This is a genomic window from Streptomyces sp. NBC_01515 (genome assembly GCF_045040345.1).
Taxonomy (GTDB): domain Bacteria; phylum Actinomycetota; class Actinomycetes; order Streptomycetales; family Streptomycetaceae; genus Streptomyces.
On record NZ_CP109416.1, the window covers coordinates 7728591 to 7754660 of the forward strand.

Here is a 26070-nt window from a genome sequence, read left to right on the forward strand (position 1 = left end):
TGAAACCTCACCCCGGCCGGAACCACGGCCGCCCTTCAGCTCACCACTTTCAGCAACAGCACCGCCCGCGCCGGCACCGTGATCGCCGCCCCTGCCCGATGCACCACCCCCGGCGCCTCCCCCTGCTCCTCCCGTGACGTGTCGACGACCACCTCGTACCGCTCCGCCCACGGCGGCCCCGGCAGCACGAAGCTCACCGGGCGGTGGCCCGCGTGCAGGACGGCGAGGAAGCTGTCGTCGACGATCGGGGCGCCGCGTTCGTCGCGGCCGGGGATGTCCCGGCCCGAGAGATACATGCCGAGGGTGGCGGCGGGCGCGTACCAGTCCCGTTCCGTCATCTCCGTGCCGCGCTCGGTGAACCAGGCCAAGTCCCTTATGCCGTCCGCCGAATGGGCCCGCCCGGAGAAGAACGCCCGGCGGCGCAGCACCGGGTGGCGGTGGCGCAGGTCGATCAGCCGGGCGGTGAGGTCGGTCAGCGCCGCCCAGCCGGGGTCCTCCCGCAGGCCCCAGTCCACCCAACTGATCTCGTTGTCCTGGCAGTAGGCGTTGTTGCTGCCCCGCTGCGTCCGCCCCAGCTCGTCACCCGCGACCAGCATCGGCACGCCCGTGGAGAGGAGGAGGGTGGTGAGGAGGTTCCTCAACTGCCGTCGCCGCAGCGCCTTTACGCGCTCGTCGTCGGTCTCGCCCTCGACCCCGCAGTTCCAGGAGCGGTTGTCGTCGGTCCCGTCCCGATTGCCCTCGCCGTTGGCCTCGTTGTGCTTGCGCTCGTACGACACCAGGTCGCGGAGGGTGTAACCGTCGTGCGCCGTAATGAAGTTGACCGAGGCGTAGGGGCGACGGCCGCCCCACGCGTACAGGTCGCTCGACCCCGACAGCCGGTACCCGAGGTCCCGTACGTCCGGCAGCGCGCCCCGCCAGAAGTCCCGGACGGCGTTGCGATAGCGGTCGTTCCACTCCGTCCACAGGGGCGGGAACGCGCCCACCTGGTAGCCGCCCGAGCCGACGTCCCACGGCTCGGCGATCAGCTTCACCCGTCGTAGCACCGGGTCCTGGGCGATCACCGCGAGGAACGGGGACAGCATGTCGACGTCGTGCATCGAGCGGGCCAGCGCCGCCGCGAGGTCGAAGCGGAAGCCGTCGACGCCCATCTCGGTGACCCAGTAGCGCAGGGAGTCGGTGATGAGCCGGAGCACGTGCGGCTGGACGACGTGCAGGGTGTTGCCGCAGCCGGTGTAGTCCGTGTAGCGGCGGGCGTCGCTCTGGAGGCGGTAGTAGCCGCGGTTGTCGATGCCCTTCAACGACAGCATCGGCCCCAACTCGCCTGCCTCGGCCGTGTGGTTGTAGACCACGTCGAGGATGACCTCGATCCCGGCCTCGTGCAGCGCCCGCACCATCCGCTTGAACTCGCCGACCTGCTGCCCGGCGGTGCCGGTCGCCGCGTACCCCGCGTGCGGGGCGAAGTAGCCGATGGAGTTGTAACCCCAGTAGTTCTTCAGCCCCCTGCGCAGCAGATGGTCCTCGTGCGCGAACTGGTGCACAGGGAGCAGCTCTACGGCCGTCACGCCCAGCTTCACCAGGTGCTCGATCGCCGCCGGGTGCGCCAACCCGGCGTAGGTGCCCCGGAGTTCCTCGGGTATCCCGGGGTGCAGTCTGGTGAAGCCGCCGACGTGGAGTTCGTAGATGACCGAGTCCGCCCACGGTGTCTTCGGGCGGCGGTCGTCCATCCACTCGTCGTCGGTGGTGTCGTCGTGGACGACGACGCCCTTCGGGACGTGGGGCGCGGAGTCGCGGTCGTCGCGCACGGTGTCCGCGACCTGCTGCTGCGGCCAGTCACGGACGTGCGCGTACACCTCGGGCGGCAGCCCGAACTCGCCGTCCACCGCGCGGGCGTAGGGGTCGAGGAGCAGCTTCGCCGGGTTCCAGCGGGCGCCGGTCCACGGGTCCCAGCGGCCGTGCACCCGGAAGCCGTAGCGCTGTCCGGGCAGCACGTCCGGCAGGAAGCCGTGCCAGATCTCGTGCGTCAGCTCGGTGAGGGGGACCCTGGCCTCTACGCCCTCCGCGTCGAAGAGGCACAGCTCGACCGCCTCCGCACCTCCCGCCCACAGCGCGAAGTTGGTGCCCGCCACCCCGTCCGGGCCGACCCGGTACCGGGCCCCCAGCGGCATCGGCGTCCCCGGCCACACGGGCACCGGCGGTCCCGTGTGCGAGGCGCCGTTCAGGACGGGCGCGGCGCGTGGCGACGGCACGGCCTCCACCACGCGCTCCATCGGCACGCCGTCGTCGACGCGCCCCTCCTGCACGGCCTCCTGCTCGGCTGCGCTCGACACCGTCCGGCCTCCTGCGGCTCATGGAACGACGAGGTGAAGACCGCGCGACGTCCCGGTCGCGAGTCCCTGTCCTGTCATCCTCCCCACTGTTCTGCCCAGAGCTTGGGTCGCACTCACGTTTCCCCGGAGCGTGCCCGCTCGTTGGGCACCCCGTGAGGCATGCACAAGGGCGCGCGAGGCGCGCGGGGGTCGCACTGGCCGCCGTACTGACATGGGCAGGACTGCTGGCCGGAGCCACCGGCTGTACTTCGGACGGCTCGGGCGGGGGCGGTATCGGCGAGATCTTCGGCAAGGCACCGTCGCCCGAGGATGTGATCCGGATCTCGCCCGAGGACGCCAGCAAGGGCGTCAAACCCGACCAGCGGCTCGTGGTCCGGGTGCCCAGCGGGCGGCTGGAGTCCGTGCAGGTGGTCAAGGCGCAGGACGCCCAGGACACCCCCGTACCCGGCCACATCTCCGACGACGGACTGCGCTGGGAACCCGAGGACGGGAAGCTCGCGCTGGCCGCCGAGTACACCGTCGACGCGGTCGCCCTCGACGGCGACGGCCACCGCTCCGCCCGGCACACCACGTTCACGACCTACGTCCCCGACGAACGGTTCATCGCCTACGTCACCCCGGAGAACCGCGCCACCGTCGGCACCGGGATGATCGTCTCCCTCGGCTTCAACCGGGAGATCGAGAACCGGGCCGCCGTCGAGCGCGCGATCCACGTCACCGCGAAACCGGCCGTCGAGATCCGCCCGCACTGGTTCGGCAACACCCGCCTCGACCTCCGCCCCGAGACCTACTGGAAACCCGGCACCCAGGTCACCGTCTCGCTGCGCCTGCGGGACGTGGAAGGGGCAAAGGGCGTCTACGGCCTCCAGTACAAGACGTTCTCCTTCACCGTCGGCCGCAGCCAGGTCTCCCTCGTCGACGCCGCCAAACACACCATGGAGGTGCGGCGCGACGGCGACCTGCTGGCCACCGTGCCGATCACGGCCGGCGCCCCCGGGAAGACCACGTACAACGGGAAAATGGTGGTCATGGAGATGCTGGAGGTGACCCGCATGAACAGCCGCACGGTCGGCTTCGGCGGCGAGTACGACATCCCCGACGTCCCGCACGCCATGAAACTCACCGACTCCGGCACCTTCCTGCACGGCAACTACTGGGCGCCGACCGCCCCCGGACGCGTCAACGTCAGCCACGGGTGCGTCGGGTTGAGGGACGTCAAGGGCGGCAGCTCGGACACCCCCGCCGGATGGTTCTTCGACCGCAGCATCGTCGGGGACGTCGTCGAGGTCGTGCACAGCAACGACAAACAGGTCGCTCCGGACAATGGCCTCGGCGGGTGGAACATGGGTTGGAAGGAGTGGAAGGCGGGCAGTGCGCTGAGGTGACCCGGGAAGGGGCCGGGGCCCTGTGTCAGGCGGCAGTTGAAGTTGCGACCGAACGGTGACAATCGCCTGACATGAAGCTCAAAACCAGGCGGTTAATATGCGCGGACGTGCACGTCAGATGCGCGAAGGGGTGCGGGCCTGACCGGGCCCGGCGAGGGGAGAAAGTCTTGAACGTGCGACCGATATCGGGGGCGTCGGTTGACGCGCGCGGCCGGAGAAACAAGGGACTGCTGGCGCTGATCCTCGGCGTGCTGCTGCTCGCCGTGACCGCGTGCGGAGGCGGCGGCGGTTCCAACTCCGGGTCCGGCTCGGGCGACAGCAAGGCCAAGGGGTCGGACACGGCCGAGACCAAGCAGTCGCAGGCCGTCGTCACCATCGCCCCGAAGAACGGCTCGAAGTCCGTCGACACCAGCGGCGCCCTCAAGATCAGCGCCGCGAAGGGCAAGTTGACCGAGGTCGAGGTCAAGGACACCGACGGCACCAAGGTCTCCGGCGCGATCACCGGCGGCGGCGCGAGCTGGACGCCGGCGACGCACCTCTCGGCCTCCACCAAGTACAGCGTCCACGCGGTCGCCAAGGACTCCGACGGCCGGGTCGCCGCCGAGGACTCCAGCTTCACCACGCTGACCCCGAAGAACACCTTCATCGGCGACTTCACCCCGGAGGACGGCTCCACGGTCGGCGTCGGGATGCCGTTCTCGGTCAACTTCACCCGGGGCATCACGCACCCCGACGACGTGAAGAAGGCCATCACCATCACGACCGTGCCGGCCGTCGACGTCGAGGGCCACTGGTTCGGCAACGACCGCCTCGACTTCCGCCCCGAGAACTACTGGAAGTCCGGCACCAAGGTCACCGTCAAGCTCAACCTCGACGGCGTCGAGGGCCGCCCGGGTGTCTACGGCAAGCAGACCAAGACGGTCTCCTTCACCATCGGCCGCAACCAGGTCTCCGTGGTCGACGCCAAGAAGCACACCATGAAGGTCACCCAGGACGGCAAGACCGTCAGGACCATCCCGGTCACCACCGGCAAGCCCGGCTACGACACCTGGAACGGCCAGATGGTCATGAGCGAGAAGCTCGAAGTGACCCGGATGAACGGTGAAACGGTCGGCTACGGCGGCGAGTACGACATCAAGGACGTCCCGCACGCCATCCGCCTCACCAACTCCGGCACCTTCATCCACGGCAACTACTGGGGCGGCGGCGCCTTCGGCAACTACAACGCCAGCCACGGCTGCGTCGGCCTCCAGGACGTCAAGGGCGGCTACAGCAGCAGCGTTCCGGCCGCCTGGTTCTACAACCACTCGATGATCGGCGACGTGGTCGTCGTCAAGCGCTCCAACGACGAGACCGTGGCGCCGGACAACGGGCTCAACGGCTGGAACATGTCGTGGGCGAAGTGGAAGGCGTAAGCCGTACGGGAGTTGAGCTGGCCTGACCTGCGGGTCCGGTGCTGTGACACACGGCACCGGGCCCGTTGGCGTTAGCGCGCGTTAACCTGCCCCCATGACCGTGAATCTCGAAGTCGCCGAGGGCGTCGGCACCATCCGCCTCGACCGCCCGCCGATGAACGCGCTGGACGTCGCCACGCAGGACCGCCTCAAGGAACTCGCCGAGGAGGCCTCGCGTCGCGACGACGTACGGGCTGTAGTGGTCTACGGCGGGGAGAAGGTGTTCGCGGCGGGCGCGGACATCAAGGAGATGCAGCGGATGGACCATGCGGGGATGGTCGTGCGGTCGCGGGCGTTGCAGGAGTCGTTCACGGCGGTGGCCCGTATCCCGAAGCCGGTGGTGGCTGCGATCACGGGCTATGCGCTGGGTGGGGGTTGCGAGTTGGCGTTGTGCGCGGACTTCCGGATCGCGGCGGACAACGCGAAGTTGGGGCAGCCGGAGATTCTGCTGGGGTTGATTCCGGGGGCTGGTGGCACGCAGCGGCTGGCGCGGCTGATCGGTCCCTCGAAGGCGAAGGACCTGATCTTCACGGGTCGGATGGTCAAGGCCGATGAAGCGCTTGAACTGGGCCTGGTGGACCGGCTGGTGCCCGCCGCCGACGTCTACACCGAGGCGCATGCGTGGGCGGCGAGGCTCGCGCAGGGTCCGGCGATCGCGTTGCGTGCGGCTAAGGAAGCGATCGACACCGGGTTGGAGACGGACATCGAGACCGGGCTCGCCGTCGAACGGACTTGGTTCGCGGGGCTGTTCGCGACCGAGGACCGTGAGCGCGGGATGCGGAGCTTCGTCGAAGAGGGCCCCGGCAAGGCGAAGTTCCGCTGAACCGGACTGTCGAGCTCCGGTGAACCGGACCGTCAAATACCGCTCAACCACTTGCAATTGACGTGATGTCTCATATGGATCCCTCGGCGGGGCGGTTTATGGGAACCTTAAGGTGACCTTAAGCCTGCCTTGTCGAGGGAGCCTGTCGATTGCCTCCAACAGAGCCTTCACCGCAGGTCGGAGGGGCTGTGACAAGCCCTGAAATGCCATTGGCACATGCCAATCGGATGTCGCGGAACGGGGGCTTCCGGGGGGCGTATTCCTCCGGAACCGCCCCGGAGCCCGTTCGGGGCGGCCATGATGGACGCATGGCGGGGCTGGAAGGTATCGGACAGCCGCGGGGACAAGGCCGTGCGACCGCGGCGCGCTGGTCGCCTGCGGTCGAGGACGAGCGGGCGCTCAAGGCGATCGAGTTGTTCGGCAATCCGACGGAGGCGGAGGTTCCGCTGCCGTCCCGTCCGGAGTCCGCGGCGACGGCCCGCCGGCTTACCCAGATCGTCGTTCTGCGGCACTGGGGGCTCAGTCCGAAACTGACCGAGGACGCCGTCTTACTTGTCTCGGAGCTTGTCGGGAACGCCGTACGGCACACCGGTGCGCGGGTGTTCGGGCTGCGGATGAAGCGGCGGCGGGGGTGGATCCGGGTCGAGGTGCGTGATCCCTCGCGTGGGTTGCCGTGTCTGATGCCGGTTCAGGAGATGGATCTGAGCGGGCGGGGGTTGTTCCTCGTCGACAAACTCTCCGATCGGTGGGGGGTCGACTTGTTGCCGCGGGGCAAGACGACGTGGTTCGAGATGCGGGTGGCGGATCGCTGAGGGCGAAGCGTCTGGCTCTCTTCAAGTGGACGTTGGGCCGCCCGCTTCTTGGCCAGTGTCGGGCTTCCGCGCCCCGAGTAAAGGGCGCTCCCTGCGGTCGCGTCGCCTGCGGCGATTCCGCTTCGCTCCACCCTTGACTCGGTGCACTCCAGCCCGTTGGAGAAGCGAGCGGGCGGCCCCGAGGGATGGGTGGCCAGGTGGGGATCCCCGTGCCTGAACTGTGTTGTCGGCCGGTGCTGAGGAGCGCGCTCGCCTGTCGCCGGCACGCCGGGTCGGCTTAGCGGCCAACTCCGGGTGGTGGGTGGTGTGTTCGCCGTGTCTTGGGATGTCGTCGGGTCGGCTGATGGGTTGCGGCGGGAGCGGGAGGGCCTGAGGGGGTTCGGGAAGCTGGGTGTTTTTCTAACCGGTCAAGTGGTGGATAGCCGGTTAGTTTTGGGACAGCTTCCAGAGACCACCTGGGCCACCTGGGCCACCTGGGCCACCTGGCGGTGCCGGCGGCCTCGACGTAGTCACCGCCGGTACCCGCTCGGGCCCGATCGCCCCTCGATGCGCGGCGCTGTCCGTCAACACCCTTGCGTACTCAGGTGTTTGCAACAGGCCGGGGGTGATGTCGATCTCCCACAGTCGGATCTCAACCTCCCTCAGCCTGCGGATGTGGGCCCCGAAAGCGGCTTGCGGACTGCTGTCGGGCTGGAACTCCTTGATGTTGACCATGCCGCCCCCCAACCTTCCCTTCGCGACTGACTAGTTCGGTCCTGTCATGCAGCGGATCCGGTCCCTGGTCGAAGGCGCGAACGGACGTGCCGCCGGAAGGCTCCCCATACGGCAAGCCCCGGCCGCCGGGGATGCTCGCGTCCTTACGTCCATCGCGAACCGCGTGGCGTGGCGTGGCTGTGGTTGTAGCTGTAGCTGACGAGTCGTAGCCGGCTTCTCTCCGGTCCCGGCTCCCGCACGGAACCCTGGACGCGCCCAATGTCATCAAAGGGGTTAATCACCCCCTTTCTTACCTCGCGCCCCTTAAATGGTGCGGGTGACCACGACCGACCGCCGTACGGCACTGCGCGCAGGCGCCGGCCTAGTCGCCGGAGGCGCACTCGCCGCCGGCTGTGCCACGAACGCCCCCGCCACAACCGCCGCGCACACCCCCACCACGGCAAACGCGCCCGCAAAGGCAACCCCCCTCACCGCACCGACGCCCCGTGCCTTCCCCCACCAGCCCGCGCAGATCACCCACGGACCCCGCGACCGCCCCGACATCGCGCTCACCTTCCACGGGCAGGGCGACCCGAAGATCGCCACCGCTCTCCTCACCGAGGCCGAGAAACACGGCGCGCACGTCACCGTCCTCGCCGTCGGGACCTGGCTCGACACCCACCCCGGGATGGCCCGCCGCATCCTCGACGGCGGCCACGACCTGGGCAACCACACCCAGCGGCACATCGCCGTCAACACCCTGTCCGAGGCCGACGCGCTGGCCGAGATCACCGGCTGCGCCGACCGCCTCAAGCGGCTCACCGGCTCGATCGGCACCTGGTTCAGGCCCTCGCGCGCCCCGGCCGCGTCCCCGCTCGTCCAGCGCCTGGCCCACCGCGTGGGCTACCCGCACGTGCTGTCCTACGACGTCGACTCCCTCGACTTCACCGCGCCCGGCGCCCCCGCCGTCACCCGCAAGGTGCTCGCCGAGGTCCGCAACGGGTCGGTCGTCAGCATGCACTTCGGGTACGCCGACACGGTCGCCGCGCTCCCCGCCGTACTGGAAGAACTCCACCGCCGCGGACTGCGCGCGGTGACGACCACGGAGCTGCTGAGCTGATGCGACACATCCCCCTCACCCGCGCCCTCGTCGCCGGGATCGCCCTTGCCGCCCTCGCCGGCTGCGGCTCGCAGGACCACGCCGACGAGGCCCTCGGCACCAAGGCCGCCCTCCAGCCGCAGCAGCAGAAGAAGGCGCAGGTCGCGCGGGCGCTGCCCGGAATGCCGCCGGTGCTCGACCCGGCCGACGTGTACGCGGCCGACCGCCCCAACCAACTCTCCCCGGTCGTACGGGACTTCCCCTCTCGGGTCTACGTCCCCAACACCAACTCCAACACGGTCTCGGTGATCGACCCGAAGACGTACAAGGTCGTCGAGACCATCCCGGTCGGCGTCCAGCCCCAACACGTCGTCCCCTCCTGGGACTTGAAGACCCTGTGGGTCAACAACGACCGGGGCAACACCCTCACCCCGATCGACCCGCGAACGGGCAGGGCCGGCAAGCCCGTTGACGTGCACGACCCGTACAACCTGTACTTCACGCCCAACGGCAAGTACGCGATCGTCATGGCCTCGCTGGACCGGCAGTTGGTGTTCCGGGACGCGCACACGATGAAGACGGTGAAGGCGGTCCACGTCGGCTGCTACGGCGTCAACCACGCCGACTTCTCCCCGGACGGGCGGTACTTCATCGTCTCCTGCGAGTTCAGCGGTGAGCTGCTGAAGGTCGACACCGAGAAGATGAAGGTCATCGGGCAGCAGAAACTGCCGTTCCACGGTTCGATGCCGCAGGACGTCAAGATCTCGCCGGACGGCAAGAAGTTCTACATCGCCGACATGATGGCCAACGGCATGTGGGTCCTGAACGGCGACACCTTCGCCAAGCCGGACTTCCTGCCGACCGGCAAGGGCTGCCACGGCCTGTACATCAGCCGGGACTCGCGCGAGATGTACATCTCCAACCGCGGCGAAGGCACCATCTCCATCTTCGACTTCACCAAGAACAAGCTCACCAAGAAGTGGCACCTCCCCAACGGCGGCAGCCCCGACATGGGCGGCGTCTCGGCCGACGGCAAGGTCCTGTGGCTCTCCGGCCGCTACAACTCCGAGGTCTACGCCATCGACACCCGCACCGGCACGCAGCTCGCCCGCATCAAGGTCGGCGGCGGCCCGCACGGCCTCGCGGTGTACCCGCAGCCGGGCCGCTACTCGCTGGGCCACACGGGCATCTTCCGCTGAGACCCGCCGCATCTCATCCGGTACGAGTACGGTCTAGCGGGCGCTGAGCAGCACCGCCTCCGAACCCACCGGACGGTAGCCCGCCGCCAGGAACGCCCGCATGCTGCGGGCGTTCCCCGGTGCGACCTGGGCCCACAGCGGCTCGGCGGTGAGGTGGCGGGCGGCGGCCACCAGGGCGCGGCCCAGCCCCCGGTGCCGTACGTCCTCGTCTATCTCGACGGAGACCTCAAGCCGGCCCCCGACTCCGCGCCCGATCACCACTACACCGCCCTCCGTCGTCCACGCGCGGACGTCGTCGCGGCGGCCGCGGGCGTACACGATGCGCGGATGGTCGCCGTCCGTGATCTCCCGTAGGGGGAGCGGGGGTTCGCCCGGCAGCGGGGAACCCACGAGCATCGCGTCGATGGTCTCCGCCCTGCGGCCCGTACGGTCGAGCAGGGCCATCAGGAACCACGGGTTCATCGGCGCCGCGAGCGCGTCGCACGGCACGGCCGCGAGGGTGTCGTGGACCCACTGCGGGTCCTCGTCGACGAAGACGACGGCGTGCGCGGTGAAGGCGAGCACTCCCGCGTCCCGCCCGGACATCTGCGGTACGACGGTCACGCGGCCGTCCGCCGGCGGGAGGTCGTCCCGGGCCACCGCATCGAGAATGTCCCGAAGAGTCTCCATCACCAAGCTCCTTGCGCCGCTTGAGTCTCCACCCACTGGAAGGCCCACACTCACAGACATGATCGATGACGGCACCGGACTCCTCACCATCGGGGAACTGGCCAGAGCCACCGGACTGACCGTGCGCACCATCCGCTACTGGTCCGACGAGGGCGTCCTCACCCCGGTGACCCGCTCCGCGGGCGGCTATCGGCTCTACGACGCCGAGTGCGCCGCCCGTCTCGAACTGATCCGCACTTTGCGGGAGTTGGGCCTCGGCCTGGCCGCCGTACGCAAGGTGCTGGCCGGGGAGACGACGGTCGCGGAGGTGGCCGCCGCCCATGTGGTGGCACTGGACGCGCAGATCAGGTCGCTGAGGGTGACCCGGGCGGTGCTGTCGACCGTCGCGAGACGCGGTTCGACCGCGGAGGAGATGACGCTCATGAACAAACTGGCTCGGCTGTCGGCGGCCGAACGCAGGCGGATCATGGAGGAGTTCGTGGAGGAACTGTTCCACGACCTCGACGCCGTCGATCCGTGCATCAAGGAGCGGATGCGCTCCATCGCCGTGGACCTGCCCGACGACCCGACCCCCGAACAGGTCGACGCCTGGGTCGAGTTGGCGGAGATGGTGCAGGACCCGGAGTTCCGGGCGCAGATGCGCAAGGCCGTCGAGTTCAACGCCTCGGACCAGGAGCGCGCGGCCGTGCGCGGCCGGTCCACCTGGTTCCCCATGCGGCTGGTGCAGCTGGGCGCGGAGGCCAGGGAGCGGGGTATCGCCCCGGGGTCGCCGGAGGCCGAGGCGATCCTGCGGGAGGTGCTGGGCGACGGCGGCGACCCGGCCGCCGTACTCGAACGGATGGAGTCGGCGTCCAACGAACGGCTCGCCCGCTACCGGGAGTTGCTGGCCACGGTGAAGGGCGGCGGACCCACGGCGGCGCACCGGCCGGAGTTCGCGTGGGTGGTCGCCGCACTACGGGCGCGCGCGGCCGGTTAGTCTGACGTCCGTCAACAGGCAGTAAAGCGTTACGAAGGGGCGGATCCGGTGGCGGACATCGAGGAAGCACGCAAGCATTTCCAGCGGATCGACACGGACGGTGACGGTGTCATCACCGCGGCCGAGTTCAAGACCGCCCTGGCCCAGGGAGGCGACTGGAACGTCACCGAGGCAGTCGCCGAGGCCATCATCAAGAGCCGGGACCTCAATGGGGACAAGGTCCTGTCGTTCGACGAGTTCTGGGCCCACCTGAACAAGTGACCTGATCGGTCGGAGGGGCGCCCGTCCTACGGTGGACGGGCGCCCCTCCGTCATGTCCGGCGGTGGGTCACGCCCTGCGGCGGCTGTTCCTGATCCGTACGCTCCAGCGGCCCTCGTGCCGTTCCAGGACCAGCGGCAGGTCGAAGCACTTGCCGACCTGGTCGCTGGTGAGGACCTCGGCCGCCGGGCCCTGTGCGAGGGGGCGGCCGTCGCGCAGGAGCAGGGCGTGGGTGGTGCCGACGGGCAGTTCCTCCAGGTGGTGGGTGACCAGGACCGTGGCCAGGTCCGGGTGGTCCCGGCGCAGGCCGTCCAACGAGTCGAGCAGGCGCTCCCGGCCCGGGAGGTCCAGGCCGGTGGCCGGTTCGTCGAGCAGCAGGAGCCGGGGCTCGGGCATCAGCGCGCGGGCGATCAGGGTCCGGCCGCGCTGCCCCTGAGAGAGCGTGGGCCAGCGGGCGTCACGGAGTTCCGTCAGGCCCAACGTGTCGATGAGCCGCTCGGCCCGTGCCAGCTGCTCGGGCGTGGGCCGCCAACGGGGGAGCGGGGCAACGGAGTTGGTCACCCCGGTCAGGACCACCTCCCGGACCCGCAGGGGTTCGGTGAGCGGGTGGCGGGGGTTGACGTGGCCGACGTAGGACCGCAACTCCCGTACGTCGACCCGGCCCAGGCGTCGGCCGAGGACCGCCACGGTCCCGCCGGTCGGGTGGACCTGCGCGCCGAGCAGGCTCAACAGGGTTGATTTTCCCGCCCCGTTGGCTCCGAGGAGGGCCCAGTGCTCGCCGGTGCGGACGGTGAGGGAGGCCTCGGCCAGGATGGGGCGGCCGTCGCGTACGACCTGGACGTTCTCGGCGCGCAGCACGTCTGTCATCGCGGCACCCGGTTCACCGCGGAGAGGACGGCCCGCACGGAGGCTGCCGGACCCTCCGCCGCGCCCCAGACCGTGACGCCGTTCACCCGGCACTCGGCGTAGGCGGCCGTCGCGTCCTCGGCGAGTTCCAGCACGTCCACCGCGCGGCCGGTCGCGGTGAGCGTCTCGACCAGGGTGGAGGTGTCCAGGCCCGTCAACTCGCCCTGTTCGGGCGGTCCTTCGACCACGTAGGTCTCCCGGAACAGCTCGTACAACTCCTTCGGTGTCGCCTCCCGGCCGCTCGCGTCCGTCGCCTCCTGGACCACCCGGGAGAAGTCGGGCCGCATGCGCGGCGGCAGGTCGAGGCCGTGGTGGGTGCGCAGCAGGTACGCCATTCCGCCCTTGCCGGACTGGGAGTTGACCCGGATCACCGCCTCGTAGGAACGGCCCACGTCGGCCGGGTCGATGGGCAGGTAGGGGACGGACCAGGGGACGCGTCCCTCGGGCAGCCCCAACTCCGCTGCCCTGCGGGCGTGTTGTGCGAGCCCCTTGCTGATCGCGTCCTGGTGGGTGCCCGAGAACGCGGTGTAGACCAAGTCGCCGGCGTACGGGTGGCGGGGGTGCACCGGCAGCCGGTTGCAGTGCTCGACGGTCTCCCGGACCGCGTCGATGTTCCCGAAGTCGACCATGGGGTCGACGCCTTGGGCGTACAGGTTGAGGGCGAGGGTCACCAGGTCGACGTTGCCGGTGCGTTCGCCGTTGCCGAAGAGGCAGCCCTCGACGCGCTGGGCACCGGCCAGGACGGCGAGTTCGGCGCAGGCGACGCCCGTGCCGCGGTCGTTGTGCGGGTGGACGGAGAGGATCACCGCGTCGCGCCGGGACAGGTTCCGGTGGGCGTACTCGATCTGGTCGGCGTAGACGTTCGGTGTCGCGATCTCGACCGTGGCCGGGAGGTTGTGCGTGACCGGCCGGTCCGGGCTCGCGTCCCACAACTCCGTGAGCCCGTCGCACAGTTCGAGGACGAAGTCGGGCTCGGTGAGGTTGAAGGTCTCCGGCGAGAACTGGAAACGGATGCCGGGCGCGTCCCCGGCCCCGCGCGCCATGTGCTCGGCCGCCGCGCGCACGGTCGCCCACACCTCGCCCCGGTCCCGGCCCAGCACGACCTCACGCCACACCGGGGAGGTCGCGATGTACAGGTGGACCACCGCGCGGGGCAGCCCTTCGATCGCGTCGAAGGTGCGGTCGATCAACTCCGGCCTGGCCGGGGTGAACACGACCGGCGTGACATCGTCCGGCACGGCCCCGGAGGTCACCAGATGCCGTACGAAGTCGAAGTCGGTGCGGCTCGCGGAGGGGTAGCCGACCTCGATCTCCTTGAACCCGGTCGCCACCAGCAGGTCGAACAGCCGGCGCTTGCGCGGGGTGTCCATCGGCTCGGCGAGCGCCTGGTTGCCGTCGCGCAGGTCGACGGGGACCCAGAGCGGGGCGCGGTCGATATGGGCGGCGGGCCAACTCCGCTCGCCGGATGGGACGTTGACGCGTTCGTGGAAGGGGCGGTAGCGGTCGTACGGCATCGGGCTCGGGCGCTGGGGGTTCCAGCTGAAGGGGGATGCGGTGGTCATCGTCTGCTGACTGCTCTCGGCTCGGTCGGACGGTGACCGGCAGCACGGCGACCCGCGGCGGGGTGCCGGTCGCGTCAGGCCCCGCCGCGGCAGCCGAGAAGAAGGAGACCGCGAAGCGTCATGCCGGTAGGCTAGCCACACCTCAGGTCCTCAGACAAGTGAGAATCCGCTGAGACCGATGAGCCACGACAAGTACTGATGAGCCCGATGATCTCCGAGTTGGTGAGCCGCCCGTGCCGCTAGGTCCCGTCCGTCCCAGTCCCCTCGTCGAACAGGCCGCCGAGCGATTGCGCGCGCAGATCGCCGCCGGTGAGTGGCCGGTCGGCAGCAAACTGCCCGGCGAGACCACGCTGGCAACGGAGTTGGGCGTGGGCCGTTCCACGGTCCGTGAGGCGTTGCGGGCGCTCGCCGGGGCGGGGCTGGTCCGGCCGCGGCAGGGCGCCGGGGTCTTCGTCGTCGCCACCGAGCCCGCCGAGGACTGGCCGACCCGGCTGCGGCGGGCCGCGGTGACCGACGTCTACGAGGTGCGGATGGGCGTCGAGGTCCAGGCGGCCCGGCTGGCGGCGAGCCGTCGTACGCCCGAGGACGTGACGGCGCTGGAGCGCGCGCTGGAGGCCCGCCGGGCCGCTGCCGGAGCCGACGACATCGCGTTCGTCGACGCCGACATCGCGTTCCACGCGGCCGTGGTCGCCGCCGCTCACAACCCCGTACTCGCCGATATCTTCGGCCAGTTCACGCCGGTGCTGCGGGAGGGGCTGGTGGAGCTGCTGGCGCTGACGGAGCTGCGCGCGCACGATCCGAACACCGGGGACGGGGCGCACGAGGCGCTGGTGCGGGCGGTCGTGGAGGGGGATGCGGAGACGGCGGCGGAGGTGCTGCGGGCGGAGCTGGAGGATCCGTTCGGGGAGTAGGTTCCGCGAGCGGGGAGTCACTCGTACCGGGGAGGGGCCGGAATAGGGGACGGGCACCCGGGGTTGCAGCCGCCAGACGCATGCGCATGCATGGATCGCATGGAATCCGGATCGGCGAAGGGTCTGTCATGAAGATCGGCATCATCGGCGCGGGCAACATCGGCGGCAACCTCACCCGGCGGCTCACCGCGCTCGGGCACGACGTCTCCGTCGCCAACTCGCGCGGCCCGCAGACGCTCACCGCGCTGGCCGAGGAGACGGGCGCGACGCCCGTACCGGTCGAGGAGGCGGCGAACGGGGCCGAGGTCGTCGTGGTCACCGTCCCGTTGAAGGCGGTCCCGAACCTGCCCAAGGGTTTCCTGGACGGCGCCGCCGAGAACGTCGCCGTCATCGACACCGGGAACTACTACCCCGGACGCGACGGCCGCATCGCCGCGATCCTCGACGACGACCTCACCGAGAGCCGCTGGACCGCGCAGCAGATCGGCCACACCGTGATCAAGGCCTTCAACGGCACCTACGCGCAGGACATCCTGGACCGCCCCCGCCCGTCCGGCGCCCCCGACCGCCTCGCCCTCCCGGTGGCCGGCGACGACGAGGCCGCGAAGCGCGTGGTCCGGGCCCTGATCGACGACCTCGGCTTCGACACGGTCGACGCGGGCACCCTCGACGAGTCCTGGCGGCAGCAGCCGGGGACGCCGGTGTACGGGCTGCGGGAGGGCGTGACCGGGATCGAGAAGGGGCTGGGGGAGGCTTCGCGGGAGCGGACGGGGGACTTCAAGGGCTGACCGGCCCGGCTCGCACGACCGTCAGGCGTCCTTCGCCCACGTCTGCAAGGACGCCTTCGTCGTGAAGTCGGCGACGTCCTTGTCGTGGGGGTCCGAGGTGTACTGGTGGAACTTCCAGTCCGCCTTGATGCGGGGCTTGCCGGCCGTGACGTAGTCGGCGATCCAGAGGCCGTCGCCCGCGTAGGACGTCTTGTCGATGGTGAGCCAGAAGTCGCGGTTCGTGTAGAGGATCACCCGGTTGTCCGGGCGGAGGGACTTCACCTTGCGGATGAAGCTGTCCTTCTCGGCGTTCGTGGCGTGGGTGCCGTCGCCCGTGGTCTCCCAGTCGACGGCCAGCAAGTCGCCTGCTTTCTCAGGGGCCTTGCTGACGAAGTACTCCGCCTGGGCGGTGATGTCGCCCGGCCAGAGGAAGTGGTAGAAGCCGACGACCAGTCCCGCGTCACGGCCCGTCTTCGTCTGGGCGGTGAGTCTGGGGTTGACGTACGAATGGCCCTCCGTCGCCTTGATGAAGACGAAGGAGGAGCCGTCCGTTTCGTACGCGGTGGACTGGAACGCGCTTACGTCGATGCCATGCAACATGGGGGACTTGTGCCCTGTCCCCGCTATCCGGAACCTCAGCTTCTGGTGGCTGCCGAGGACAGGACCGACGCCGATTTCGACGACCAGTCAGAAGTGATCACGCTTGCGTGGTCCGCTGCCAAGAGTGCCAATTTGGCGGCGACTTCGTCGTCCGTGGGGGCCGTTGAGGAGATCGCCGGGGCCACCGCGTACGCGTCCGTCATGATCAGGATGTAGTGGTTCGTGGAGTAGAACGACGTGTCGTAGGCGTTGTTGACGTAGGTCGCCGCGTCACCGTCGAAGAAGACGAACCACGGGCGGATGGACGTGTCCGACGTCCAACGGGTCGCCCTGGGATCGCCGTTGGCCGCGCCCAGCACCGCCGGGAAGGCCTGCGCCTGGGCGATCGTGCCGGCCGCGTACAGGTCGCGGAGATGGTCGCCGTACTCCTGGTCCGTCCAGTAGTGGTCGAACGGGTTGGCCTGCTCGACCGTGCCGGGGATCAGTTCGAAGATGAACTTGCCCTTGAGGGCGTCACGTGAGGGCCACGCGTTCGCCTGGGCCGCCGCGTCGAGCGTGGAGTAGGAGGAGCCGAGCAGGTCGGACGGCTTGTAGACGCTGCTGCCGAGCTTCTGCGAGACCAGGGTGTCGAAGGCGGTCGGGCCGAGGCCGATGGTCTGGTTGAAGCCCACCTTCATCTCCACCTTGATGATGATGGGAGCGTGGTCCGGGTGCAGGGTGTTCCAGGCGGCCATGTTGTCCAGGCAACTGCCGAGGTCCTGGTTGCGGTCCTTGCTGTACAGGTCGGCGGGGGTGCTCGCGTACTCGCAGTTGTTGTCGTTGGAGAACAGGTCGCTGTGGCTGACCCGCCACCGCTTGCTCAAACTGTCGACGTAGACGTCGAGTTCGAGCAGCGAGGCCCCGGAGTCCAACGCCTGCGCCCAGTACGTGTACTTGTCCTTCTCGTACGCGTTGTGCGTCCCGATCGTCGTCGTCTCGGAGAACTTCGCCGTCGCCGCATGGGCGTTGCCCGCGGCCCCCGTCAGCAGCAGGGCGACGGTGCCCAGCAGCGCCGCCAGCCGTCTTATCGTCTTCATGAGTGTCAAGTCCCCTTCGCCGTGGCCTAGTTGGAGCCTTGGTGGCGGCAGCAGCGTAGGGCGAAGCGGTTACTGCCCGGTAGCCCCTGGGGGAACATGGGCTTCCGCGCGGGTGGGGGAGGGGCGTTATCTTTTCCCGCATGTTGCATTCTTCGTGATGGGAATCACATTCCCGTGCGATGGCTCGTCCTGGTGTGGAGTTCGCCCTCGGATTCGACTTCCGTCACCCCGAGTCGGCCGGTACGGCCATGGCGGAGGGCAGGGCGCCGGGGCGAGCGGTGGGGTGCGGGTGCCGAGTCTCTCGGCCGTCGTCCGCAACCTCCTGGTCCTGGTCGTCGTACCGACGGCGTTGGTGACGTTCGTCGGGGCGGTGGCCGGTGGGCGGGACCGTGGCCGGCGGGGTGCTGCAGCTCGCGCCGAACGCGCTGGCCGTGCTGCTGACGTTCGGCGTGGGCGCGCCCTGGACCGCCGCGACGCACCCCGTACAGACTCAGGGCGGCAACCCGCTCGCCTCGCTCAGACGATGGCCTTCGGCGGCATGCCCAACGGCCTCCCGATGCCGGCCCGGGCGGGCATGCCGTACGCCGGCGCCCACGCTCACCCGAGTGGGCTGGACGCGGTCGCCCAGGTCACGTTGTCCCTTGCCGGGGGCGGGGTGGCACGGGTGATGGAGCGTCACTTTCCGGGTGGGCGGCGGGTGAGTTCACGGTAGACGGAGAATCGGTCAACGGGGCGTCGGCGCTGAGGAGTTGGGGGAGCGGGGCCGGCGCCGGGGCCGGTGTCGGCAGGATGCGGTCCTCCCACCAGGACAGGCCCAGGACGGTGGCGAGCAGGACGAAGGGGGTCGAAGCCGGAACGATCAGCGCGTACATGTGTCCGCCTGTCGTGAAACGCGAGCGAGGCGGCGGGCGGCGGAAAGGCGCCCGCGCGGAGCGCGTCGATGCCGCGTGGCGATCCGGCACCGATGCGCGAGATGCGCCCCCGAGGAACGCGGGAGAGCGAGCGAGGGTCGACGCTGCCGGGGGCTGGGGCCGTAGGCCACACGCTAGCCCTCTCCACACCTCCCGAACAGGCGTCCGGTGGCCATCCGCAACCGGCCGCCGTCCCCGATCACTGTCCGCGTCCCGCGGTGGGGACTACGCTGGTCGAACCGGCCCTGGCTCTGGCCCTGGCGCTCTGGACCCCGCTGTTGGACGAGCCGTCCGAAGGAGAAGGCCATGATTCACGCAGCCGATGTTCGGGAGTGGCGGGAGCGGGACGTCGTGGATGCGGAGGCGCACAAGATCGGCGTGCTGGAGGCCGTGTACGTGGACACCGCGACCGATGAGCCGGCCATGGCGACGGTTCGGATCGGGTTGCCCACGCGGCATCGGCTGATCTTCGTGCCGTTGGACGACGCGATCGTGGGGCCGGACTACGTGAAGGTCGGGTATCCCAAGGCTCTGGTGAAGCAGGCCCCTTCGATCGGTACGGACGACGTGCTGCCCGCCGAGCAGGAGGAAGGGATCTTCAAGCACTACGGGCTGCCGTACCAGCCGGGTGCCGGCGGCGAGCGCCAACTGGCCCGGCGTTGACGGCACCGGACGCCGAGAGGTTTCAACTCGGCGTTCCGGGCCATCCGTTGAACATGTCCAGACGCTACGGCGGAAGCCCCGCGGGGACGGTTATCTCCGTCATCGCGGACATCGCGGCACTGATCCTGATCCTGTGGATCGCTCTCTATCTGTTCGACGCCAACACCGCGAACAACTCGGTCGACTGGGTCCACAACGCGGCCGACTGGCTATCGGGCTGGTCGCACAACCTGTTCACCATCCACTCGGCGGACTGGCGCACTGTCGTCAACTACGGCCTGCCCGCCCTCGTCTATCTCTTCATCGGCCACGCGGTGGCCACCGGTGTCAACCGGAGCTAGACCACCACCGGGCCGTCAACCGGCTTGCCGTCAGGCCGCCTCACCTCATGACCTCCGGGCCGTCGTGCCTCGGGGCTGTGCGGGTAGGCGGCCGACCGGTGCTGGAAGGAGAGGATCTTCGGGTTCTGGACGACTCCGTCCCGGATCTCGATGGCCTTCCGTACCGTGACGTCGTCGTCCCAGGCGGTCGGTCCGCTCATGACCGTACGCAGATACGGCAGGAGCGCCTCGCTGATCTCCCACGTCGCGGAGTTCCACAGGTGGGACGGGCTGTGGTCCACGGCGTAGTAGTGGCAGCCCGGTCCGACCGTGGCCATCGGGTCGCCGAAGCCGCTCGGCCGGGCCCAGGCGAAGCCCATGCCCTCGTCGCAGGCCACGTCGATGAAGAAGGTCCCCGGCTGGAACAGCGCGAGTTCCTCGTTGTTGACGAACATGAGCGGCGCGTCGGTGTCCTGCAGAACGCAGTTGACGACGATGTCGAACCCGGCCAGATACTGCGCGAGCGGCACCGGCCCGAGCCCGGTGACGGCCTCCAGGCGGGTGGGGTCGTCCTCCCGTTCCTGGAAGTGCCCCATCACGACCGACGGCATCGGCGACGCAACGGCCGCCGCCGCGCGCTGCGTGAGCACCGTGACGTCGGAGACACCCATCGCACCCAGCCCCGTGACCGCGCCGCGGGCGGTGGCGCCGAAGCTTATGACCACGGCACGCAGCCGGCGGCCGTAGCTCCCGGTCAGCCCGCCGAGCTGCAGGGCGTGCAGCACCGAGCAGTAGCCGGCCAGCTCGTTGTTCTTGTGGAACACGTGGACGCTGAAGGCGCCCGTGGAGGTCCAGTGGTTCATGGCCTCCCAGGCGATCAGGGTCAGCCGGCGGTCGATGCCGATCTGCGTCGTCTTCTCGTCCTGCACACAGTGCGGCCAGCCCCACAGCACCTGGCCCTCGCGCAGCTCGGCGAGGTCCTCGTGCATGGGCTTGGGCAGCAGCATGATGTCGCACTCCGCGACCAGTCGCTCACGCGAACGGAGGCCGCCGACGAGGGGCCGCAGCGCGTCGTCGGCGATGCCGAACCGTTCGCCGTAGCCCTCTTCGAGGAAGATCCGCTCCCGTAGGTCCGGGTCGATCCGGTCCAGGTGCCGAGGGTGCAGCGGCAGCCGGAACTCGTTCTCCTTGCGGGAGGAGTGCAGTACTCCGAGACTCATCAGGCTCATGTGGGGCGGCTCATTTCCGGCCGGACACGAAGCGCTCCGGCGTTGCCGTTCCCCGAGGGCGACGCCGAAACGGCTGACGGCGTGCGAGGTGCGCTCGGTAATGCCACGGTACTCCAGTCCCCGAAGGGCTGGATTCCATCGGTCCAGGCCGCGAGCACCCCCGCCGACCCCACCCCGCGCAAGGTCCCCTTCCGGTTCCCGCTGGGCGGTTCGACCCTGGTCATGGCCGGCGTGATCCTCGGTTTCGTCGCCGCGGTCATCGGCTTCACGATGCTCCGCACGAAGGACCTCCGCTCCAGCGCCCTGTCGACGATCCCCCCGGACGTCGACGAGGACGGCGAGGTACGCCCCGACGACGCGTCGGACCTCCCGGTCGGCGCCCCGGCCCGACCGCACCGCGCGGCCGAAGAGCCCGCCCGATTCACCGTCCCGGTGGTCAATCTCCCGCGCCACCGGGACGGTTCAGCGCTGTCCGGCGATCCCTCGGTCGGGTGACGGCCCGCTGTACGGCCACTCGAACACGGTGTCGTGACCACACGCCCCAGCGGCCCCTGGGGCAGCACCCGCGTGGCAGCAGGTGGTCGGGCGGCTAGTGCGGGGGCCCTCGGGGGAGGCTGCCGTATGACTCACCGCCAACACCACTTACCAGAGCGTCGGTTGATGCCCCGCCGTGCCGAGGGGGCGGCCCGATGAGCGCCGGGACGGCCGGCCGGACCCCGTCGGCCGGGACCGCCTCGCGTGTGCCGCCACCGCAACCCGCCGAGATCCGCTACGCGGGCCGGCCTGCCCAGAACCCGTTGGCCGAGGCCGAGTTCGGGAAGCTGTGCGCACGACTGCCCTCCGTGCTGGCGCAGACCGCGCGGATGGCGTGGGCCATCGACCGGGCCGCCGTGCTGCTGCTGGCCGGCTGCCAACTGGCCGTCGGCGCCGCCGCCGTGGTGCTGCTGCTGTCCACCGCGCGGGCGATGCGCTCGGTGTTGGCCGCCGGGCCCGTGAGCGACCGGCTGCATCAGGCGTTGCCCGCGCTGCTGGTCATCGCCGTCGCGGCGGCGGTCGGCCGGGTCGCGAGCGCGCTGTCCTCGTACGCGGACGGGCGGATCACCCCGCGGCTGACCACGGCGGCGGACAGTTCCCTCGTCGAGGCGGTGTGCCGGGTGGAGGCCGCCGCGCGCGCCGAGGACGGTTTCGCCGACCGGCAGGAGGCCGCGGAGATGGGGGTGATCCGGGGCCATGTGATGGTGCAGGACGCCACGCGTTTCACCGCCGCCGTGGTCCGGATGGTCAGCGCGAGCGGGGTGCTGTCCTTGCTGCACCCGCTGATGCTGCCCCTGTTGCTGCTCGCGGTCGTGCCCGCCGGCGTGGGCGCGATCCTGCACGCGAAGGTCCAGTACGAGACGCACTACGCCAACGTCGGTGACCGCAACGTCCGCCAGAACATGCGGGGTTGGGTCACCAGCCCGAAGTTCTCCGACGAGATCCGCGCCAACGGGATGGTCCCCTACCTGGGGTTCTGGCACCGGACGATCTCCGAACGCATCGACCGCCGGGTGCTGGACGTGGCGCCGCGCATGCTGCGGATCGTGCTGGCCAGTTCGGCGATCGGCGGGGTCTTCCTCATCGGGACCTGGGCCGCGCTCGCCTGGCTGGCCGCCACCGGACGCGTCGAACCCGCCATCGCCGCCACGGCGGTCGTCGCCGTCCAGACCACCCTCGCCGCACTCGGCCAACTCGTCATCTACGGCGCCGCGATGTTCCACACCGCCCTCTACCTCGCCGACCTGGAGGGCTTCCTCGCCTTCGCCGACGAACGCGCCCCGAAACGGGGGCAGTTGGGGCCGGGGACGCCGGTGGAGGAGATCCGGCTCGACGAGGCCGTCTACTGCTACCCGGGCAAGGAGATCCCGGCGGTGGCCGGGGTCTCGCTGACCGTGCGGCGCGGGGAGATCCTCGCGGTGGTCGGCGAGAACGGCTCCGGGAAGTCCACCCTGACCCGGCTCCTCGCGGGCATCTTCCTCGCCGACGAGGGCACGGTCAGCTGGAACGGGCGCGACCTCGCGGGTCTCGCCCCGGACGAACTGTGGGGGTTGTCGGGTCTGGTGCCGCAGAATTTCGCCCAGTGGCCCCTCAACGTCCGCGACAACGTCACCCTCGGCCAGCCCCGCACCGGGGACGACATGCTGGTGTGGGAGGCGCTGGACGCCGTAGGGCTGCGGGAGGCGGTGGACGAACTCCCTTACGGGCTGGACACGTTGCTGGCCCGCGAGTTGTGGGGCGGTACCGAACTGTCCGGTGGGCAGTGGCAGCGGCTGGCGTGTGCGCGGGCCCTGTACCGGCAGCCGGACCTGCTGATCCTGGACGAGCCGACCAGTCAGATGGACGCCCGCGGCGAACACGCCATCCTCGAACAGATCAAGGCGATCGCCGCCCGCCGCATGACGATCGTCGTCACCCACCAACTGGTCAACACGAAGATCGCCGACCGGGTCGTGGTCATGCGGCATGGCCGCATCGCCGAACAGGGTACGTACGACGAACTCGCCCATGGCGGCGGCCTGTTCGCGGAACTCCTGGCCCTGTCCAACGACCGCTGACCGATCACCACCTCGCAGGGAGAACCCCGTGACCGACGCATGGGACGCGCACTACGCCGACGGCAACACCTTCAGCCCGCTCCGCGACTCCGAACGCGCGCTCCTCGCCGAGCACGCCCCGGCCCCCGAGAGTGGCGGACACGCCCTGGACGTCGGGTGCGGGCTGGGTGAACTCGCCCGCCATCTGGCCGAGTCGGGGTACGAGGTCGACGCCGTCGACTTCGCGCCCGCCGCCCTCGCGCGCGCCCGTGCCGAAGGCCAGCTCTCCGCCACCCCCACCTCGGCGGTGAACTACCACCTGCTCGACATCGAACGCGACAGCCTCGACGCCCTGCCCCATCCCGCCTACGACCTGATCACCTTCCGCCTCGGCTGGGCCTTCGTCCACGACCGCACCCGGGTGATGAACCGGCTGCGGGAGCGGCTGCGACCGGGGGGTGTCGTGTGTGTCATCACGCCCATTGCGGAGGAGGGGGAGGGGGAGGGGGAGGCCGACGGCAGGCGTTCCATCGCCCTCGACGACGAGGAGATCCGTGCGCTGGGCGGGAGTTGGGCGGTGGCCGAGCGGTACGACGCCGACGGGCTCGCGTTCGTCGTCCTGCGTGATCCGGCCCCCGCGGCCGTCACCTGCGCGGGCAAGAAGCGGCCCTCGCCGCATGCCCTCACCGGTGCCGGTGTCGTCGTGACCGACTCGGCGGGGCGGATCCTGCTGGGCTGGTCGGTGCGCGGGGTCTGGGAGTTGCCGGGTGGCAAGAACGACGCCGGCGAGGGCTTTCTGGAGGCGGGCGTACGGGAGTTGGAGGAGGAGACCGGTCTGAAGGCCGACCCGATCCCGGGAGGCGCGCGGCTGCTGGCCCTCCTCATGGACTCCACGCACGGCATGCCCCGGCTGACGGGCGCCGTCCGCGTCACCGCCTGGACCGGTCAACCGACCGTCACCGAACCGCAGTTGATCCACCGCTGGGAGTGGCACGAGGTCGCCGACCTGCCCACCCTGCCGCAGCCGCTGTTCACGCCGAGCGCGCATGTCATCGACACGGTCTGGCCGGGGTTGCTGCCCGGCCTGCCACCGGTCCACCGGTACCCGGTCACTCCGGCCGCGGCTGCGGCTCCGGCTCCTGCGTAAGGAGTGCTCCCACCGGACCCGCCGCCGTGAAGGACACGCGCGAGGAAACGGTGGAGGGCGCCGCTCGTCTCCCCGTCAGACCCCCAGCCCGGGCAGCGGCTCGGAGTCGTCCACGAAGGCGCGGGCCACCTCCGACAGGCGCCGGTTGTGCGCGCGGGCGTAGCCGCGCAGGGTGGTGAAGGCGCGCTCCATGTCGATGCCGAGGCGTTCGGCGAGCTTGCCCTTGGCCTGCTCGATCAGGACGCGGCTGTTCAGGGCGGTCTGCAGTTGCTCGTTGAGGATCGTGCTGAGGTGACTGGAGCGCTGCTGGAGCAGGCTGATGGTCGCTACGTCGGCCAGGGCCTGGGCGATCAGCGTGGCCGCCGGGTCGAACGGACCGGGGGCGGCCCGGAAGAGGTTGAGGGCGCCGACGACCTCGTCCCGCAGCCGCATCGGCAGCGCCTGAACGGCGGTGAAACCGCTGCGGTGGGCCGTCGTGACGAAGCGCGGCCAGCGCTCGGCCTCCCGGGTCAGATCGGGGACGATCACGGGGGTGCCGGAGCGGAAGCACTCCAGGCAGGGGCCCTCGTCGTTCTGAAGCTGGAAGAGCTCCAGGAGGCGGACCTGTTCGTCGGAGGCCGCCATCACGCGCAGTTCGCCGTCGCGGTCCGCGAGCAGCACGCCCGCCGCGTCGGCTCCGAGCATGCCCACGCAGCGGTCGGTGAGCAGGCGCAGGAAGTCGATCAGATCGAAGTCGGCGACCAGGTTGTCCGCCAGTTCGACGAAGGTTTTGGCCAGGAGCTGCTGATTCATCGTGTCACCTTCGTTGGGGACCGGGTCCCGCCGGGAGGGGGCGGGAAGTGCGGCACGTCCGCCGGCCGCCGTCGACGAGCCGTCCGTCTGTGCGCCAGCCGATACGTCAGGTGTCCTCGTCGTCCTGGTCCGGCTCGGCGTGCGGGGAGAATCGGAGCCGGTGGGCCACCACGTCCGCGGCCACGTCGGCGAGCCGGCGCCCCCGCATATAGGCGTGCGCACGCAGTCGTACGAAGGCCTCGTCGATGCCGATGCCGAGCTGGACGGTGAGGATGCCGGTGGCCTGGTCGATCTCCGCGCGGTATCCGTCCAGGTCCCCGAAGTCCCGTTCGGCCGGGGCCTGTTGGCCGGGCGGGCCGCCCGCTCCGTCGATCCGGGCGTCGAGCAGGAGCAGTGTCGCGAGATCGGCGAACGCGAGGGCGTCGGCGAGCTGTTCGGCGTCCAGTACGGTCGGCACGTCGGCGTACAGGTCCAGGACTCCCGGGCTGATCGCGCCCACTTGCAGGGGGAGGGCGAAGACGGCGCGTGCCCCGACTTCCAGGGCCGCGTCCGCGAACACCGCCCAGCGGTCCTGGAGTCGGCCGGTGAGGAGGTCCGGCGTCAGGACGGCCGAACCGTCCAGGAACGCGTCCACGCAGGGGCCCTCGCCCAACGTCAGCTGCAGTTCCTCCAGTTGCTCGCTGATGTCGTCGGTGCTGCACAGCGGATGGCTCGCCGAGGTGCGGGACATCGCGGACAGCCCCGCCCCGCCGACCGGGAGCGCGGCCACGGCGGCGGTGCACACGTCCACCACACCGGCCCGTTCACCACGCCGCGCCGCCTGCTCGGCGACCAGCACCTGGATCCGGGCCGACCGACTGCCGGCCCTCATTCGAGCCACCGCGTCCGGAGGCCGTCCCCAAGTCCCGTCAGCTGTACGG

At 70.1% G+C, this 26070-nt stretch carries 24 protein-coding genes and 1 pseudogene; 15 read left to right on the forward strand and 10 right to left on the reverse strand.

Features of this window, described 5'->3' with window-relative positions; all coding sequences use genetic code 11:
- Nucleotides 1–35: 35 nt before the first annotated feature.
- Complete coding sequence (gene glgX, locus OG407_RS35045) at nt 36–2327, reverse strand: glycogen debranching protein GlgX (RefSeq protein ID WP_405863455.1); 2292 nt, start codon at nt 2325–2327, stop codon at nt 36–38.
- A 152-nt stretch (nt 2328–2479) separates the two neighbouring features.
- On the opposite strand from glgX, the gene OG407_RS35050 reads away from it, so the two are divergent.
- From OG407_RS35050 to OG407_RS35065, 4 genes are all read left to right on the forward strand, one after another.
- On the forward strand, nt 2480–3712 hold the full coding sequence (locus OG407_RS35050) for an Ig-like domain-containing protein (protein WP_405863457.1): 1233 nt from the start codon (nt 2480–2482) through the stop codon (nt 3710–3712).
- Between the two features lie 167 nt (nt 3713–3879).
- Nucleotides 3880–5127 (forward strand): Ig-like domain-containing protein, encoded by a 1248-nt coding sequence (locus OG407_RS35055; RefSeq protein ID WP_405863459.1) that lies wholly within the window; start codon nt 3880–3882, stop codon nt 5125–5127.
- Between the two features lie 94 nt (nt 5128–5221).
- Nucleotides 5222–5989, forward strand: a complete 768-nt coding sequence (locus OG407_RS35060; protein ID WP_405863461.1) for an enoyl-CoA hydratase/isomerase family protein — start codon at nt 5222–5224, stop codon at nt 5987–5989.
- Nucleotides 5990–6297: 308 nt separating this feature from the next.
- Entirely contained in the window at nt 6298–6801 is a 504-nt protein-coding gene (locus tag OG407_RS35065) for an ATP-binding protein (protein ID WP_200691125.1), read from the forward strand.
- A gap of 513 nt (nt 6802–7314) precedes the next feature.
- Here the strand turns inward: OG407_RS35065 and OG407_RS35070 are convergent.
- A pseudogene (locus OG407_RS35070) lies at nt 7315–7515 on the reverse strand (Scr1 family TA system antitoxin-like transcriptional regulator); the annotation flags it as partial.
- 307 nt (nt 7516–7822) lie between these two features.
- Between OG407_RS35070 and OG407_RS35075 the strand changes: the two are divergent.
- A complete protein-coding gene (locus OG407_RS35075; protein ID WP_405863463.1) occupies nt 7823–8614 on the forward strand; it encodes a polysaccharide deacetylase family protein in 792 nt (263 codons plus the stop codon).
- Nucleotides 8614–9792, forward strand: coding sequence for a hypothetical protein (locus OG407_RS35080; protein WP_405863465.1), 1179 nt, complete (start codon nt 8614–8616; stop codon nt 9790–9792). Before OG407_RS35075 ends, OG407_RS35080 begins: the two co-directional genes overlap by 1 nt.
- A 33-nt stretch (nt 9793–9825) precedes the next feature.
- Here OG407_RS35080 and OG407_RS35085 read toward each other — a convergent pair whose 3' ends face one another.
- Nucleotides 9826–10461, reverse strand: a complete 636-nt coding sequence (locus OG407_RS35085; RefSeq protein ID WP_405863467.1) for a GNAT family N-acetyltransferase — start codon at nt 10459–10461, stop codon at nt 9826–9828.
- Between the two features lie 58 nt (nt 10462–10519).
- On the opposite strand from OG407_RS35085, the gene OG407_RS35090 reads away from it, so the two are divergent.
- Together OG407_RS35090 and OG407_RS35095 are read left to right on the forward strand one after the other, a co-directional pair.
- Nucleotides 10520–11437 (forward strand): MerR family transcriptional regulator, encoded by a 918-nt coding sequence (locus OG407_RS35090; RefSeq protein ID WP_405863469.1) that lies wholly within the window; start codon nt 10520–10522, stop codon nt 11435–11437.
- 48 nt (nt 11438–11485) lie between these two features.
- Nucleotides 11486–11698 carry an EF-hand domain-containing protein gene (locus OG407_RS35095; protein WP_200689953.1) on the forward strand — a complete coding sequence of 71 codons (213 nt, stop codon included), beginning with the start codon at nt 11486–11488 and terminating at the stop codon, nt 11696–11698.
- Nucleotides 11699–11765: 67 nt separating this feature from the next.
- On the opposite strand, the gene OG407_RS35100 is transcribed toward OG407_RS35095, so the two are convergent.
- Nucleotides 11766–12563, reverse strand: coding sequence for an ABC transporter ATP-binding protein (locus OG407_RS35100; protein WP_405863471.1), 798 nt, complete (start codon nt 12561–12563; stop codon nt 11766–11768).
- Entirely contained in the window at nt 12560–14164 is a 1605-nt protein-coding gene (locus OG407_RS35105) for a 2-isopropylmalate synthase (RefSeq protein ID WP_405863473.1), read from the reverse strand. Before OG407_RS35105 ends, OG407_RS35100 begins: the two co-directional genes overlap by 4 nt.
- 233 nt (nt 14165–14397) lie before the next feature.
- Here OG407_RS35105 and OG407_RS35110 point away from each other — a divergent pair, with 233 nt between their 5' ends.
- Together OG407_RS35110 and OG407_RS35115 are read left to right on the forward strand one after the other, a co-directional pair.
- Nucleotides 14398–15075: a FadR/GntR family transcriptional regulator gene (locus tag OG407_RS35110; protein ID WP_405863475.1), complete on the forward strand. Its 678-nt coding sequence runs from the start codon at nt 14398–14400 to the stop codon at nt 15073–15075.
- A gap of 86 nt (nt 15076–15161) precedes the next feature.
- The gene (locus OG407_RS35115; protein WP_405863477.1) at nt 15162–15863 is read left to right on the forward strand and encodes an NADPH-dependent F420 reductase; all 702 of its coding nucleotides are present in this window, start codon (nt 15162–15164) and stop codon (nt 15861–15863) included.
- 21 nt (nt 15864–15884) lie between these two features.
- Here the strand turns inward: OG407_RS35115 and OG407_RS35120 are convergent, their stop codons facing one another.
- Together OG407_RS35120 and OG407_RS35125 are read right to left on the reverse strand one after the other, a co-directional pair.
- Nucleotides 15885–16442: a GH25 family lysozyme gene (locus OG407_RS35120; protein WP_403587072.1), complete on the reverse strand. Its 558-nt coding sequence runs from the start codon at nt 16440–16442 to the stop codon at nt 15885–15887.
- A gap of 35 nt (nt 16443–16477) precedes the next feature.
- Nucleotides 16478–17518 (reverse strand): phosphatidylinositol-specific phospholipase C domain-containing protein, encoded by a 1041-nt coding sequence (locus OG407_RS35125; RefSeq protein ID WP_405863479.1) that lies wholly within the window; start codon nt 17516–17518, stop codon nt 16478–16480.
- 1217 nt (nt 17519–18735) lie between these two features.
- Here OG407_RS35125 and OG407_RS35130 point away from each other — a divergent pair.
- Together OG407_RS35130 and OG407_RS35135 are read left to right on the forward strand one after the other, a co-directional pair.
- On the forward strand, nt 18736–19092 hold the full coding sequence (locus OG407_RS35130; RefSeq protein WP_403587081.1) for a PRC-barrel domain-containing protein: 357 nt from the start codon (nt 18736–18738) through the stop codon (nt 19090–19092).
- A 53-nt stretch (nt 19093–19145) separates the two neighbouring features.
- On the forward strand, nt 19146–19433 hold the full coding sequence (locus tag OG407_RS35135; protein ID WP_019060897.1) for a hypothetical protein: 288 nt from the start codon (nt 19146–19148) through the stop codon (nt 19431–19433).
- Here OG407_RS35135 and OG407_RS35140 read toward each other — a convergent pair.
- Nucleotides 19430–20641: a N(5)-(carboxyethyl)ornithine synthase gene (locus OG407_RS35140; protein WP_405863482.1), complete on the reverse strand. Its 1212-nt coding sequence runs from the start codon at nt 20639–20641 to the stop codon at nt 19430–19432. The genes OG407_RS35135 and OG407_RS35140 overlap by 4 nt on opposite strands.
- Nucleotides 20642–20722: 81 nt before the next feature.
- Between OG407_RS35140 and OG407_RS35145 the strand changes: the two genes are divergently transcribed.
- The 3 genes from OG407_RS35145 to OG407_RS35155 all read left to right on the forward strand — a co-directional run bounded on the left by OG407_RS35145 (nt 20723) and on the right by OG407_RS35155 (nt 24358).
- Entirely contained in the window at nt 20723–21136 is a 414-nt protein-coding gene (locus OG407_RS35145; RefSeq protein ID WP_405863484.1) for a hypothetical protein, read from the forward strand.
- 194 nt (nt 21137–21330) lie between these two features.
- Nucleotides 21331–23232, forward strand: a complete 1902-nt coding sequence (locus OG407_RS35150) for an ATP-binding cassette domain-containing protein (RefSeq protein WP_405863486.1) — start codon at nt 21331–21333, stop codon at nt 23230–23232.
- Nucleotides 23233–23260: 28 nt separating this feature from the next.
- Entirely contained in the window at nt 23261–24358 is a 1098-nt protein-coding gene (locus tag OG407_RS35155) for a bifunctional class I SAM-dependent methyltransferase/NUDIX hydrolase (protein ID WP_405863488.1), read from the forward strand.
- Nucleotides 24359–24433: 75 nt separating this feature from the next.
- Here OG407_RS35155 and OG407_RS35160 read toward each other — a convergent pair whose 3' ends face one another.
- Together OG407_RS35160 and OG407_RS35165 are read right to left on the reverse strand one after the other, a co-directional pair.
- Nucleotides 24434–25150 (reverse strand): GAF and ANTAR domain-containing protein, encoded by a 717-nt coding sequence (locus OG407_RS35160; protein WP_329349346.1) that lies wholly within the window; start codon nt 25148–25150, stop codon nt 24434–24436.
- Nucleotides 25151–25256: 106 nt separating this feature from the next.
- Nucleotides 25257–26021 carry an ANTAR domain-containing protein gene (locus OG407_RS35165; protein WP_405863490.1) on the reverse strand — a complete coding sequence of 255 codons (765 nt, stop codon included), beginning with the start codon at nt 26019–26021 and terminating at the stop codon, nt 25257–25259.
- Between the last annotated feature and the right edge of the window lie 49 nt (nt 26022–26070).

Coding starts and splice junctions, on each gene's coding strand:
- OG407_RS35060 (WP_405863461.1), top strand. CDS start 5,222: ATGACCGTGAATCTCGAAGTCGCCGAGGGCGTCGGCACCATCCGCCTC.
- OG407_RS35065 (WP_200691125.1), top strand. CDS start 6,298: ATGGCGGGGCTGGAAGGTATCGGACAGCCGCGGGGACAAGGCCGTGCG.
- OG407_RS35075 (WP_405863463.1), top strand. CDS start 7,823: ATGGTGCGGGTGACCACGACCGACCGCCGTACGGCACTGCGCGCAGGC.
- OG407_RS35080 (WP_405863465.1), top strand. CDS start 8,614: ATGCGACACATCCCCCTCACCCGCGCCCTCGTCGCCGGGATCGCCCTT.
- OG407_RS35085 (WP_405863467.1), bottom strand. CDS start 10,461: ATGGAGACTCTTCGGGACATTCTCGATGCGGTGGCCCGGGACGACCTC.
- OG407_RS35090 (WP_405863469.1), top strand. CDS start 10,520: ATGATCGATGACGGCACCGGACTCCTCACCATCGGGGAACTGGCCAGA.
- OG407_RS35100 (WP_405863471.1), bottom strand. CDS start 12,563: ATGACAGACGTGCTGCGCGCCGAGAACGTCCAGGTCGTACGCGACGGC.
- OG407_RS35105 (WP_405863473.1), bottom strand. CDS start 14,164: ATGACCACCGCATCCCCCTTCAGCTGGAACCCCCAGCGCCCGAGCCCG.
- OG407_RS35115 (WP_405863477.1), top strand. CDS start 15,162: ATGCATGGATCGCATGGAATCCGGATCGGCGAAGGGTCTGTCATGAAG.
- OG407_RS35120 (WP_403587072.1), bottom strand. CDS start 16,442: ATGTTGCATGGCATCGACGTAAGCGCGTTCCAGTCCACCGCGTACGAA.
- OG407_RS35125 (WP_405863479.1), bottom strand. CDS start 17,518: ATGAAGACGATAAGACGGCTGGCGGCGCTGCTGGGCACCGTCGCCCTG.
- OG407_RS35130 (WP_403587081.1), top strand. CDS start 18,736: ATGATTCACGCAGCCGATGTTCGGGAGTGGCGGGAGCGGGACGTCGTG.
- OG407_RS35135 (WP_019060897.1), top strand. CDS start 19,146: ATGTCCAGACGCTACGGCGGAAGCCCCGCGGGGACGGTTATCTCCGTC.
- OG407_RS35140 (WP_405863482.1), bottom strand. CDS start 20,641: ATGAGCCTGATGAGTCTCGGAGTACTGCACTCCTCCCGCAAGGAGAAC.
- OG407_RS35150 (WP_405863486.1), top strand. CDS start 21,331: ATGAGCGCCGGGACGGCCGGCCGGACCCCGTCGGCCGGGACCGCCTCG.
- OG407_RS35160 (WP_329349346.1), bottom strand. CDS start 25,150: ATGAATCAGCAGCTCCTGGCCAAAACCTTCGTCGAACTGGCGGACAAC.
- OG407_RS35165 (WP_405863490.1), bottom strand. CDS start 26,021: ATGAGGGCCGGCAGTCGGTCGGCCCGGATCCAGGTGCTGGTCGCCGAG.